Below are 12,901 nucleotides of genomic sequence, written 5' to 3'. Positions count from 1 at the left end.
GCAACCGGGCGAGCCATCCTCCCTGTGGAGCGAAGCTCCAACACAGCCGAAGGCTGGTGGAGGGGCAACGGAGGTGGTGAGCTCGCTCCGCTCGCGCCCCTCCACCGCACTTCGTGCGGTCCCCCCTCCCCATCGCCTGCGGCGACAGGGAGGATGGGGTGGGCGCGAACGCGTTTTTGGGGCTCCCATCCTCCTCCGGACGCGCTACCCTTCGGCGCCACTGGGGAGGAATTCGATGCGTCTGTTGCCACTGCTTCTCGCCGCCGCCGCCGCCGCGCCCGCGCTGGCTGCGCCCGATTTCCGACCGGCGGTGAAGGCCGATTATGACGGCCATCTCGAAGCCCTGTTCATCGATTTCCACCGCAATCCCGAACTGTCGTTCATGGAAACCCGCACCGCCGCGATCATGGCGCGCGAGCTGCGCGCCGCAGGGGCAGAGGTGACGGAGAATGTCGGCGGCACCGGCGTCGTCGGCATCCTCCGCAACGGGCCCGGCCCGGTGGTGCTGGTGCGCGCCGACATGGACGGCCTGCCGGTCGAGGAGAAAAGCGGCCTGCCTTACGCCTCGGCGGCGCGGCAGGTCGGCGTCGACGGGGTCGAATCGCCGGTGATGCACGCCTGCGGCCACGACGTGCACATCACCTCGCTGATCGGCACGGCGCGGCAGCTGCAGCGGATGCGCGACCGCTGGTCCGGCACGGTCGTCCTCATCGCCCAGCCGGCCGAGGAACGGGTCGGCGGCGCGGCGGCGATGCTGGCCGACGGCCTCTACACCCGCTTTCCCAAGCCCGATTACGCGCTCGCCTTCCACGTCAGCTCCGCGCTCGCCACCGGCCAGGTGAGCGCGTCCGAAGGCATCCAATATTCGTCGGCCGACAGCGTCGACATCACGGTCCACGGCGTCGGCGCGCACGGCGCGGCGCCGCACACCGGCCGGGATCCGGTCTACATCGCCTCGCAGATCGTCGTCGCGCTGCAATCGATCGTCAGCCGCGAGGTGATGCCGCTGTCGCCCGCGGTGATCACGGTCGGCGCCTTCCATGCCGGCACCAAGCACAACATCATCTCCGACCGCGCCGACCTGCAGGTGACGGTGCGCGCCAATGACGAGCAGACTCGCGCCCAGCTGCTCGCCGCGATCGAGCGGGTGGCAAAGGGCGTAGCCCGCACCCACGGCATGGCCGAGGACCGGCTGCCGGAGGTGCGCGTCTCCGAAGGCACGCCGACGACGATCAACGACGCCGCCCTCGCCCGCCGCCTGAACGGCGCGATCGCCGCGGCGCTCGGCGCCGACGCGGTCGTCCCGTTCCAGCAGCTCAGCATGGGCGCGGAGGATTTCGCCTATTTCGTGCAGCCCGAACATGGCGTCCCGGGCTATTATTTCGCGGTCGGCGGCACGTCGCAGGCGGTGCTGGACGCCGCCCGGGCCGGCGGCCCCCCGGTCCCGTCCCACCATTCGCCTCTGTTCCGGATCGAGCCGGAGCCGTCGGTCCGGATCGGCACCGAAGCGATGACCGCCGCGGTGCTCGACCTGCTGCGGCCGGCGGGGCGCTGACATGCGCTGGGCGCCGCTCGGGCTGCTGGCGCTGTCCGCCTGCCAGCCGGCGCAGACTCCGCCGGCGGCGGCGGTGATGACCGAGGAGGAAGTGGCGGAGGAGCTCGCCGCGATCCGCATCGAGCCCGGCCTTTGGGAACGGTCGATCGAGGTCCTCTCGGCCGAGGGCGGCAGCGCCGGCACGGCCGAGGAGCTGCGCGGGCAGAGGACGGTGCAGCGCGACTGCACGACTCCCGAGCAGGCGCGGCGGCCCGACACCAACTTCCTCGCCGCCCAGCAGCAGGGGGCGTGCAGCTATCGCGACTTCCTGCTGGAGAACGGCCGGCTGCGCGCGACCAGCGTCTGCACCACCGCCGAGGAAGGCGAGGTCGGCATCGTGACCGAGGGCAGCTACGGCCCGCGCGCCTATGACCTTACGTCCCAGTTCGAAGGAAGCGCGGGGCCGGGCCAGCCGGCGCGGGTCCGCATCCGCACCGCCGGCCGCCATGTCGGCCCCTGTCCATGAAGGAGCAGCGCGAAGATGATCGGCTACGTCACCATCGGCACCAACGATCCGGAGCGCGCCGGCGCCTTCTGGGACGCCCTCCTCGCCGAAATCGGCGCGCGGCGGGTGCCGGCCTTCTCCACCGACAGCTTCCTCTACTACAGCGCCGGCAAGGGCACGCCCGGCCTGGTGGTGACCCGCCCCTATGACGGCGAGGCCGCGACTCCCGGCAACGGCAACATGATCGCGCTGGCGATGGAGAGCCGGGCCAGGGTCGACGCGCTCCACGCGAAAGCGCTGGAACTGGGCGGCAGCGACGAGGGCGCGCCGGGCGTGAGGGGGCCGGACGCCGCCGGCTTCTACGGCGCCTATTTCCGCGATCTTGAAGGCAACAAGATCTGCGCCTTCCGCATGGGGCCGGCCTGACCGCGATCCGCAAGGTCCGGGCGATCGTCAATCCCGGCGGCGGGAGCCTCGCCGGCGCCTCCGGCGATCCCGCCGACCGGATCGCGCGCGCCTTCGCCGATCAGGGCGTGGAGGCGGACGTGCGGACGACCTCCGACCTCGCGGCCGCCTTTGCGGAAGCGGCGACGGCGGAGGGCATCGACGCGGTCGTCGCCGGCGGCGGCGACGGGACGGTCAGCGCCGCGGCCGGCGCGCTTGCCGGCACCCGCCGGCCGCTCGGCGTGCTTCCGCTCGGAACGCTCAACCATCTCGCCCGCGACGCCGGCATCCCGCTCGACCTCGACCGGGCGGCGGCCACCATCGCGGCCGGCCATGTCCGCGCGATCGACGCGGCGGAGGTGAACGGGCGCCTGTTCGTCAACAACAGCGCGGTCGGCCTCTATCCCCGGCTGGTGCGCGACCGCGAGGCGCAGCAGGAGGAACTGGGGCGGGGCAAGCGGCTGGCGATGCTGGCCGCGAGCCTGCGGGCGCTGCGCCATTTCGGCCGCCACCGCCTCACCATCCGCATCGGCGGCCGGGCGGCGCCGGTGAAGACGCCCCTGCTGTTCGTCGGCAACAACAGCTACGAGACCGGGCTGATCCGGCTCGGGCGGCGCGCGGCGCTGGACGAAGGCGGGCTGTGCCTGTTCGCGCCGCTGGTCCGCTCCCGCCTCCATTTCCTCGGCCTGGGCCTGCGCAGCGTGATCGGGCTCAGCAAGCAGCGCGATTTCATCGGCCTGTTCGGCATCGGCGAGCTCGTGGTGGAAAGCCCCCGCCCGCTCCTGTCGGTCGCCCTCGACGGCGAGGTGGCGCGGATGGAAACCCCGCTCCGCTACCGCATCCGCCCGGCCGCGCTGAAGCTGATCGTGCCGGACCCGGGCTCTGACGCCGGCTGACCGCCCGGTCGGAAAGGATCAGCCGGCGGCGAGGGTGAGGCCGGCGGGGGCGCGGGTTTCGACATGGCCGTCATGGTACATGTCGAACACGACGTCGACGGCGCCCGGCGCGCGGGGGCCGCAATCGAGGCGGTAGCGGTTGGCGAGGCTGCCGAAGGCGCCGATGCCCGCCGCGGTGGACGGGCCGATCGCGGGCGCCGATCCGTCGGCGCAGCGCAGCCGGGCGAGATAGGCCCGCTCCCCGGCCGGCCCGCCGACCCGGACCGGATTGGCGAGCGTGCCGAGCGGATGGGCTTCGGCGGCGGCGACGTCGCGGGCGATCGCCTCGTCGGTGAGGCCGCTGCCGAGCTGGGACAGGACCTGGTCGGGCGTGGCGGTGCGCGCGCCGAGCTTCTGCGCGGCGGCGGGGGCCGCGGCGAGCGCGGCGGCCAGAAAAGTCAGGCGGATAAGGCTGCGCATGTTCGTCTCCCCGGCGCGTTTCCAGAGCCTTAGCCGCTAGCCGGGCGGAGGTGAAGGACGGTTGAACCCGTGAGCGGGATCAGTGGAAATCGCGGCTGCGGACGCGGATCCCCTCCTCCTCTTCCGCCGGCGCCGGCACCGCGTCCCCTGGGCGGAAGGGCAAGCGGGTGCGCGGCCGCTCGCGCGCGTCGGGGCCGCCGCTGCGGAGATGGTCGGCGGGGCTCGGGCGGTGCGGGAAATCCATCCGGCCGACTTGCGCCAGGAGGTCGGACTGGTCCTCCAGCTCCTCGGCGATGAGGTGGATGACCTCCCCTTCCCGCTGCACCTGGCCCTTCACGCCCAGCATCGGCGCCCCCATCACCACCCGGCGGTAGCGGTCGAACAGCCGCTGCCAGACGACGAGATTGGCGACGCCCGTCTCATCCTCGATGGTGATGAAGGTGACGTTCTTGGCCGATCCCGGTCGCTGGCGGATGAGGACGATGCCGGACAGGCGCACCCGCCGCCCGTCCTTGATCCGGGCGAGGTCGGCGCAGGGCACGGCGCCGCGGCGGGCGAGCTCGGCCCGGAGGAATTGGAGCGGATGGGCGCGCAGGCTGAGCTGCACGGCGCGATAATCCTCCACCACCTCCCGCCCCTCGCCCAGCGGCGCGAGCGCGACCTCCGGCTCGCGACCCTCGGCGGCGGCGAACAGGGGCAGCGGCGCCTCGCCGAGCCCGCGCAGCCGCCACAGCGCCTGGCGCCGGTCGAGCCCGAAGCCGGCGAAGGCGTCGGCGTCGGCGAGCCTTTCGAGCGCGGCGAGCGGCACGCCCGAGCGGCGCCACAGATCCTCGATCGAGGCGAACGGCGCCTCCATCCGCGCCGCGAGAATGCGCGCGGCGTCGAGGTTGGAGAGGCCCTTCACCATGCGCAGGCCGAGGCGGAGAGGGAGGACATAGCCTCTCTCCCCTTGCGGGAGAGAGGTTGGAGAGAGGGGCGGGGAAGGAGGCTCGATGCTTCCTTCCTCGCCCATCGAAGCCTCTCCCTTACCCCTCCCCCGCAAGGGGGGAGGGAGGTTCTCCTCCAAAGTACAATCCCAGCGGCTGGTCAGCACGCAGACGGGCCTGACCTCCACGCCATGCTCCCTGGCGTCGCGGACGATCTGGGCGGGGGCATAGAAGCCCATCGGCTGGGCGTTGAGAAGCGCGGCGCAGAAGACGTCCGGATGGTGGCACTTCATCCAGGACGAGGCATAAGCGATCTTTGCGAAGCTCGCGGCATGGCTTTCGGGAAAGCCGTAGCTGCCGAAGCCCTCGATCTGCTTGAAGGTGCGCTCGGCGAACTCCTCGCCATAGCCGTTGGCCGTCATGCCCTTCACCAGCTTGTCGCGGAAATGGCTGACCCCGCCGGTATATTTGAAGGTCGCCATGGCGCGGCGCAGCTGGTCCGCCTCGGCCGCGGTGAAGCCGGCGCCGACGATCGCGACCTTCATCGCCTGCTCCTGGAACAGGGGCACGCCGAGGGTCTTGCCGAGCACCTGACGCAAGGCTTCGGACGGATAGTCGACCTTCTCCTTGCCCTCGCGCCGGCGCAGATAGGGATGGACCATGTCGCCCTGGATCGGCCCCGGCCGCACGATCGCGACCTCGATGACGAGATCGTAGAATTCCTTGGGCTTCATCCGCGGCAGCATCGCCATCTGGGCGCGGCTTTCGATCTGGAACACGCCCAGAGTGTCGGCGCGGCGGATCATGGCGAAGGTGGCGGGATCGTCCTGCTGCAGGTCGGCGAGGCCGATGTCGATGCCCTTGTGACCGCGCAGCAGATCGAAGGCGCGGCGCATGCAGCCGAGCATGCCGAGGCCGAGCACGTCGACCTTCATGAAGCGCAGCGCCTCGATATCGTCCTTGTCCCATTCGATCACCCGCCGGTCCTCCATCGCGGCGGGGGCGATGGGGACGAGATCGTCGAGCCGGTCCTGGGTGAGGACGAAGCCGCCCGGATGCTGCGACAGATGGCGGGGCGTGCCGATCAGCTGGCGGGAGAGATCGAGCGTCAGGTTGAGGCGCGGGTCGGAGCGGTCGAGGCCCAATTCGTCGACATGGCGTTCGGCCACGCCCTCTTCCGACCAGCCCCAGACCTGGCCGGCCAGCGCGCCGGTCAAATCCTCGGGCAGGCCCAGCGCCTTGCCGACGTCGCGCACCGCCCCGCGCGCGCGGTAGCGGGTGACGACGGCGGTGAGCGCCGCCCGCTCACGCCCGTAATGGCGGTAGATCCACTGGATCACCTCCTCGCGCCGCTCATGCTCGAAATCGACGTCGATGTCGGGCGGCTCGTTGCGCTCCGGCGAGATGAAGCGTTCGAACAGCAGCTCGTGCCGGATCGGATCGATCGAGGTGATGCCGAGCAGGTAGCAGACCACCGAATTGGCGGCCGATCCGCGCCCCTGGCAGAGGATGTTCTCGCCGCGCGCGAAGTTCACGATCGCATGGACGGTGAGGAAATAAGGCGCATAGTTCATCTGCGCGATGAGGCGCATTTCGTGGGCGAGCTGGCGTTGGTAGGCGGGCGGCAGGCCGTCCGGGAAACGCTCCGCCGCCGCCCGCCGCACCTGATCGGCGAGCGCCTGCTGCGGCGTCTCCCCTTCCCCGACCTCGCTGGGATATTGATAAGCGAGCTGCGCCAGATCGAAGCGGCAGCGGGCGGCGATCGCCGCCCCGGCCGCGATCATGCGCGGCCAGCGCGCGAACAGCCGCTCCATCTCCGCCGCGCTTTTCAGGTGGCGGTCGGCATGGCGCTCGCGGCGGAAGCCCAGAGCGTCGATGGTCGTCTTCTCGCGGATGGCGGTGACGACGTCCTGCAGCATCCGCCGGTCGGGCGAATGGTAGAGTATGTCGCCGGTGGCGAGCGGCGCCACCCGCGCGGCGCGCGCGCGCCGGTCGAGCGCGTCGATGCGGGCGATGTCGCCGGGGCGGCGGCGATAGGAGATGGCGGCATAAGCCCGGTCGCCGAACATCTCCCGCATGCGGCCGAGCGGCGCGCCTTCCGGATCGTCGACCAGGAAGGCGGCGACCATCCCCTCGGCCGCGTCGGCGACCATGTCCCAGCCGATCCTGGGCTCGCTCTTGCCCTGCCAGCGCTCTCCCACCCGCTCCAGCGGCCGGCTCGCCGACAGCAATCGGGTGAGCCGCGACCAGGCGGCGCGGTCCTCCGGCCAGACGAGCAGGCTCTCGCCGGTGTCGAGATCGAGCCGGCAGCCGGGGATGAGCCGCACGCCCGTCGCCTTCGCCGCCTCCCAGGCGCGCACCATGCCCGCCACCGAATTGCGGTCCGTCACCCCCAGCGCCGGAATGCCCAGATTGGCGGCGGCCGCGAACAATTCCTCGCAGGACGATGCTCCGCGCAGGAAGCTGAAATGGGTGGTGACCTGAAGCTCGTGATACATTCACGACGCCCCGCCGACGGGGAGGGAGACCGGGGAGGATGTTCTCATCCGAACACTCCCTGGAGGTACCAGTTGAGGTCGCCGGTGCGGGGATCGACGCCGTCGCCGCGGCGGTAGATCCAGAAGCGGGTGCCGTCTTCGTCCTCCACCTGGAAATAATCGCGCACCGCCTCCGCCTCGCCGGAGCGGCGCCACCATTCGCCATGGATGCGCTCCGGCCCGTCGGCGCGGGCGACGCGGAAGGCGCGGCCGCGCCAGGTGAAGCGGCGCGGCGGAAGATCGGGGAGCAAGGCGACGACATTCTCCACCCGCTCCGGCCGGGGCAGCAGGCGCACGGGCCGCGGCCAGCGCGGCCAGGCGGCGGGCCGGTCGAGCGGGGAAAGGCGCGCGTAGCTGCGTTCGGGAACGTCGCTTTCGACCGCGCCGATCCGGTAGAGGCGGCCCGCGCCGAGCCGGCCGGCGAGAAGATCGACGAGCGGCACGAGATCGGGCGGCGGCGTGTCGCCCGCCAGCGCGCCGGCGACCGGCCGGGGGCCGAGCGGCTCCGACCGGAGCGCGACGAAGCGCATGGCCTCGATCCCGAAGCCGGGCTCGATCGCCTCCAGCTTGCGGGCGAAGAGCCGCGCCAGATGGCCGGCATCGCGGGTGGCGCGGGCGGTGCCGATCCACACATGCTGGGCGGCGCCGTCCACCCGGTGGCAGGTCCACAGGATCCGGCGGGCGGCGCAGCCCGCCGTCTCCATCGCCGCGGCGAGGCGGCGCAGCCCCTCGCCCATCGCCTCCGCGATCGCCTCCGGCGTGGCGATCGGCTCCAGGAAGCGCAGGTCGGCGGCGGGCGGGTCCCGGGGAACGACCGGATCGACCGGTTCGCCGGCGCGACCGAGCGCCTGGTCGAGCCGGAGCAGGAGATCGCGGCCGAAGCGGCGCTGGAGCGGGGCGCGCGGCAGGGCGAACAGCGCGCCGACGGTGGCGATGCCGAGCCGGCGCGCGGCGGCGAGCGCGCGCGCCTCCACCCGCAAGGCGGCGAGCGGCAGCGGAGCGAGCGCCTCCGCCTCGGCGCCGCCCGGCAGCAGGGTGACCGGCCCCGGCGCGAAGCGGGCGAGCGCATGGGCCGCGCCGAAGCTGCCCGCCACCGCGATCCGCGCGTCGAGGCCCAAACGGGCGCAGAAGCCGAGGATGCGGCGGCACATCTCCGCCTCTCCGCCGAACAGATGGGCGGTGCCGGTCAGGTCGAGCCGGAGGCCGTCCGGCCCGTCGACGGCGGCGCCCGGCGTCCAGTAGCGCGCCGCATGGAGCGCGAGCCGGGCGAGCAAGGCGGCATCGCCCTGTGCATCCTGGTCCCGCACGTCGAGGCCGGGGACGAGGATCCGCGCCTGCGTCAGCGGCATGCCCGGCGACAGACCGGCCGCCCGGGCGGCGGCGTTTACCGCGGCGACCAGGAGGCGGTTGCCGGTGCGGGCGGCGGTGACGAGCGGCGCGGCGTCCGGCGGCGGCTGCGGCGACGGCGGAAGGGGCGCGCGCTCCGGCAGCGGCTTGCGAAAAGCGGGCTCGGCCGCCTCGGTCCGCCGGCCGAGCTCGCGCATCGACGGCCGCTGGTGCGCGGGCAGATCGGCCCATTTCGCGCCGGGCCGGAAGCCCGGCGTCCGCGGACAGGAGCAATCGAAATCCTCCTTTTCCTCCCCGCTTGCGGGGAGGGGGACCAGCCGAAGGCTGGTGGAGGGGGTTCCGGGACCAGCGCCGTGCCAGGTGGAGCCCCCCCTCCACCGCACTTCGTGCGGTCCCCCTCCCCGTTCCGGGGAGGAATGATCAGGCCGCTTGTGCGCGATCCGGTCGGTGGCGAGGGTCGGCAGCCAGAGCGAGGCGAGCCGTTTCATCGGGGGCCTCCATCAGCCATTCGCAAGGTTCGCCGCCGCGCTGGCGGGCAAGGACGAGGCGCCAGCGCGCGCGGCCGATGCCGGGCACGTCGAGCGGCGCCGAAGGGGCGCTGGCCAGCCGCCAGCGGGTGACGGCGGCGGAAGGAAGCGCCAGCGGATCGGCCCCGTTCCTGCGCCAGCGCTTCAGCATCAAGGCGGCGGTGCCGCTTTCCTCGGCGGCGAGCTGCAGACGGCGGGTGGCGGCCATGGCGGCGCGGCCCGCCTCCCCCACCACCGCCGCGAGGCCGCCATGGCGCAGCCCTTCCTCCATCACCGCCAGCACTTCCTCGTCGCCGCGGCATTCGGCATAGAGCACGCGATCGGGCGGGAGGCCGGCGGCGGCGAGGCCGGGCGCGAACAGATCGCGGCGCGACAGCGCCCAGAGCACCGTCCCTTCCCCCGCGCGGGCGGCGAGAACGGCGGCGAACAAGGTGGCGGCGGCATCGTCGCCGAGATCGGGCCGGTCGGGCGCGATCTCGTGAAGCGCCCCGGCCGCGAGGCCGCCGCCGGCGAGGCGCGCGTCCACTTCAGCCACGCCGAGCCGCAGGCAGGGGCGCGCGGCCGCGCGGCCGGCGGTTTCGATGGCCCGCACCTCGGCCCGCAATGCGGCGAGGCGCCCGGCCCGGGACGGGGACAAAGCGGACATACGACTCGGGACTCTCTTGTTCGCCTTATGTTCCGCCGACGTTCAGCCAGAGTCAAGCGCGGGTGCGGTGAAGGGAACATCCTCTCCGCCGCGCGGGGAGGCCCGACCTCGACAAACGCCCCGCCCGCCCCCACAGGAACCCGATGCCCCTCATCCGCACCTTCTGCCTCGCCTTCCTGCTGATCGTCTCCGCGCCCGCCGCCGCCCAGAGCGCCGCCCAGAGCGCCGGGACCGACTGGCTCTACCGCGGCAGCGACATCACGCCCGATCCCGCCTGGCGGCTGGGCACGCTCGCCAACGGCATGCGCTACGCGGTGCGGCAGAATCCCCGCCCCGCCGGCCAGGTGTCGATCCGGTTGCGCGTGGAGGTCGGCGCCCTCCACGAACAGGAAGGCGAACAGGGCTGGGCGCACCTCGTCGAGCATCTCGCCTTCCGCGGCACGGCGAGCTTCGCCGACCGCGAGGCGCGGCAATTCTGGCAGCAGCTCGGCGCGAGCTTCGGCTCCGACACCAATGCCACCACCAGCTACACCCAGACCGTCTACCAGCTCGACCTGCCGCGCAACGACCGCGCCAGCCTGGACCGCAGCCTCCACGTCCTGTCCGAAATGGCCTCCAGCGCCCTCTTCGACCCCGCCGCCGTCGAGGCGGAACGGCGGATCGTTCTGGAGGAAAAGGGCCGGATGCCCGAATTGTCGGTGCGGATGGGCGATCTCAGCCGCGGCCTCTTCTATGCCGGCACCAAGGTCGCCGAACGCAACATCATCGGCACCGAGGCCACGCTGCGCGCCGCCACCGCCGAGGGACTGCGCGATTTCTACCGCCGCTGGTACCGGCCGGAGCGGACCACCATCGTCATGATCGGCGATGCCGATCCCGAGATGATGGCCGCCCTCATCGAGGCGCGCTTCGGCGGCTGGCGGGGCGAAGGCCCGGCGCCCGCCGATCCCGACACCGGCACCCCCGCCGCCGCGGAACAGCGCGTGGCGGCGCTCGTCTATCCCGGCGCGCCCGTCACCGCCCAGGCGATGTGGATCCGCCCCGGCGAGGACCGCCCCCACACCCGCGAACGCGAGCGCATCGCGCTGGAGGAAGGGCTCGCCGCCCGGATCATCAACCGCCGGCTGGAGGCCCATGCCCGCGGCGACGGCGCCGCCTTCGTCACCGCCGCGGTGGGCTCGTCCCGCTGGAACCGGCTGGTGGACACGAGCAGCCTCGCCATCACCGCGCGCGACGGGCGCTGGCAGGAGGCGCTGTCCGAAAGCTTCGCCATCCTGCGCGACGCGCTGCAGGCGCCGCCGAGCGAGGCGGAGATCGAGCGCGAGCTCCAGAACCTGCGCACCGGCGCCACCGCTGCCGTCGAGGGCGATCCCACCGTCCTGTCGCAGCAGCGCGCCCAGCAGCTGATCAACGCCATCGACGCCGGCGGCGTGGTCGCGGCGCCTGCGGTGGTGCTCGCCAATTTCGAGGAGAATGCGCTGCTGATGACGCCGGACCGGATCGCGGCCGCGATGGAGGGGCTGTTCGCCGGCATGGGCCCGCGCCTGCTGCTGCTGACGCCGGAGCCGGTGGACGGCGGCACCGCCGCGATCGACGCGGCGCTCGCCGCGGCCGAGCGCGTCGCCCCCGCCGTTCGCGCCGCCGACCGCCGCGTCAGCATGGACGCGCTGCCGCCGCTCGGCCCGCCGGGCGAGGAGGTGTCGCGCGAGCATATCGAGGACATGGACGTCCACATCGTGCGCTTCGCCAACGGTTCCAGCCTCACCTTCAAGCAGACCGCGTTCGAAAAGGGCTCCGTCCAGGTCCAGCTCCGCTTCGGCGAGGGCATGGCGGCGCTGGCGCCGGACCAGCCGTCGCTCGCCTGGCTGGGCGGCCTCGTCGGCCCGTCGGGCCTCGCCGATCTCGACCAGGACGGGGTGGAGCGGCTGCTGACCGGCCGCCGCATGGCGCTGGCCTTCGGCGTCGGCGAGGACGCCTTCGTGCTGCGCGGACAGACCAATGGCGGCGATCTTGCCGACCAGCTTCGGCTGCTCGCCACCAAGCTCGCCCATCCGCGCTGGGACGCGGCGCTGTTCGGCCGCTTCCGCGCCAATGCGCTGCAGGCCTATCGCCTGTCCTATTCCTCCGCCTCGGCGCGCGCCGGCCGGGAGTTCGGCAGCCTCGCCCGCCCCGGCGACCGGCGCTGGCAGCCGGTGGAGCGGGAGACGATCGCCGAGACGACGGTGGAGCAGTTCCGCGACTTCTTCACCCCGCTGCTGGCGGAGGGGCCGGTCAACGCCGTGATCGTCGGCGACGTCGATCTCGAGACCGCGGTCGAGGCGATGCGCCGCACGATCGCCGCTCTCCCCGCCCGCGGCGACACCGCGCCCGACGCTCCGGGCCTTGCCGTCCGCCCGCCCGCCGCGTCTCCCGAGCCGGTACGCTTCACCCATGAGGGCGACCCGGAACAGGCCTATGCGCTGATCGGCTGGTCGACGATGGGCGGGGCGGAGCGGATCCGCGAGCGGCGCGCGCTGGGCGTCGCCGCCAACATCCTGCAGGTGCGGCTGTTCGACCGGCTGCGCGAGGCGGAGGGCGCGACCTATTCGCCGACCGCCAGCCACAGCAGTTCCGACACGTTCGACGAATGGGGCATCTTCTACGCGGCCGCCGAGATCCGTCCCGAAAATGCCGACACCTTCTTCCGCATCGCTCGGGAGGAAGTGGCGAAGCTTGCCGCCGACGCGGTCGCGCGCGACGAGTTCGAACGGGCGCAGAATCCGATCCTGTCGGGCCTCGAGAGGTCGATGAGCACCAACGCTTATTGGATGAGCGCGCTCGAAAACTGGCACCGCAGGCCGGAGCTGATCGAAAACCGGCGCCGGCAGCTCGAGGATTATCGCGACCTCACCCCCGAGGAGGTGCGCCGCGCCGTCGCCCGCTACGTGACCGAAGAGGGCGACTGGTCGATGCTGGTGGTGCCGGAGCGGTGAGCCCCCATTGCACGGCGCGCGGGAGAAGCTAGAGACTGGAGCCCGTGGCGAACGGAGCGACTGACATAGCAAGGCCGCACCTCGGCGAGGGCGATCGCGGCTGGAGCC

Annotated in this window: 9 protein-coding genes; 5 read left to right on the top strand and 4 right to left on the bottom strand. The window is 72.7% G+C overall.

The genetic code is table 11. The features are described from left to right. Nucleotides 1–235 precede the first annotated feature (235 nt). The 4 genes from ACK4K7_RS14625 to ACK4K7_RS14610 are packed head-to-tail and all read left to right on the top strand — an operon-like array spanning nucleotide 236 to nucleotide 3,379. The gene (locus ACK4K7_RS14625; RefSeq protein ID WP_431867110.1) at nucleotides 236–1,555 is read left to right on the top strand and encodes an amidohydrolase; all 1,320 of its coding nucleotides are present in this window, start codon (nucleotides 236–238) and stop codon (nucleotides 1,553–1,555) included. A gap of 1 nt (nucleotide 1,556) precedes the next feature. Then, nucleotides 1,557–2,060 carry a DUF3617 domain-containing protein gene (locus ACK4K7_RS14620; RefSeq protein ID WP_431867108.1) on the top strand — a complete coding sequence of 168 codons (504 nt, stop codon included), beginning with the start codon at nucleotides 1,557–1,559 and terminating at the stop codon, nucleotides 2,058–2,060. 15 nt (nucleotides 2,061–2,075) lie between these two features. Further along, nucleotides 2,076–2,465, top strand: coding sequence for a VOC family protein (locus tag ACK4K7_RS14615; RefSeq protein WP_431867106.1), 390 nt, complete (start codon nucleotides 2,076–2,078; stop codon nucleotides 2,463–2,465). Beyond that, on the top strand, nucleotides 2,438–3,379 hold the full coding sequence (locus ACK4K7_RS14610) for a diacylglycerol/lipid kinase family protein (protein WP_431867180.1): 942 nt from the start codon (nucleotides 2,438–2,440) through the stop codon (nucleotides 3,377–3,379). The genes ACK4K7_RS14615 and ACK4K7_RS14610 overlap by 28 nt, the downstream gene beginning before the upstream one ends. A gap of 18 nt (nucleotides 3,380–3,397) precedes the next feature. Here the strand turns inward: ACK4K7_RS14610 and ACK4K7_RS14605 are convergent, their stop codons facing one another. The 4 genes from ACK4K7_RS14605 to ACK4K7_RS14590 all read right to left on the bottom strand — a co-directional run bounded on the left by ACK4K7_RS14605 (nucleotide 3,398) and on the right by ACK4K7_RS14590 (nucleotide 9,767). Continuing rightward, nucleotides 3,398–3,838 (bottom strand): hypothetical protein, encoded by a 441-nt coding sequence (locus ACK4K7_RS14605; RefSeq protein WP_431867105.1) that lies wholly within the window; start codon nucleotides 3,836–3,838, stop codon nucleotides 3,398–3,400. Nucleotides 3,839–3,917: 79 nt separating this feature from the next. Continuing rightward, a complete protein-coding gene (locus ACK4K7_RS14600; RefSeq protein ID WP_431867104.1) occupies nucleotides 3,918–7,262 on the bottom strand; it encodes an error-prone DNA polymerase in 3,345 nt (1,114 codons plus the stop codon). A gap of 44 nt (nucleotides 7,263–7,306) precedes the next feature. Next, a complete protein-coding gene (locus tag ACK4K7_RS14595; RefSeq protein WP_431867102.1) occupies nucleotides 7,307–9,136 on the bottom strand; it encodes a DUF6504 family protein in 1,830 nt (609 codons plus the stop codon). After that, complete coding sequence (locus ACK4K7_RS14590; protein WP_431867101.1) at nucleotides 9,069–9,767, bottom strand: ImuA family protein; 699 nt, start codon at nucleotides 9,765–9,767, stop codon at nucleotides 9,069–9,071. Before ACK4K7_RS14590 ends, ACK4K7_RS14595 begins: the two co-directional genes overlap by 68 nt. 197 nt (nucleotides 9,768–9,964) lie before the next feature. Here ACK4K7_RS14590 and ACK4K7_RS14585 point away from each other — a divergent pair, with 197 nt between their 5' ends. Continuing rightward, nucleotides 9,965–12,793 carry a M16 family metallopeptidase gene (locus ACK4K7_RS14585; protein WP_431867100.1) on the top strand — a complete coding sequence of 943 codons (2,829 nt, stop codon included), beginning with the start codon at nucleotides 9,965–9,967 and terminating at the stop codon, nucleotides 12,791–12,793. Nucleotides 12,794–12,901 lie beyond the last annotated feature (108 nt).

Origin of the sequence: Allosphingosinicella sp. (genome assembly GCF_046295735.1) — a bacterium.
In the GTDB taxonomy this organism is placed as follows: domain Bacteria; phylum Pseudomonadota; class Alphaproteobacteria; order Sphingomonadales; family Sphingomonadaceae; genus Allosphingosinicella.
The sequence above is the reverse complement of the archived record's forward strand: the minus strand, read 5'-3'. Positions and strand labels throughout refer to the sequence as shown.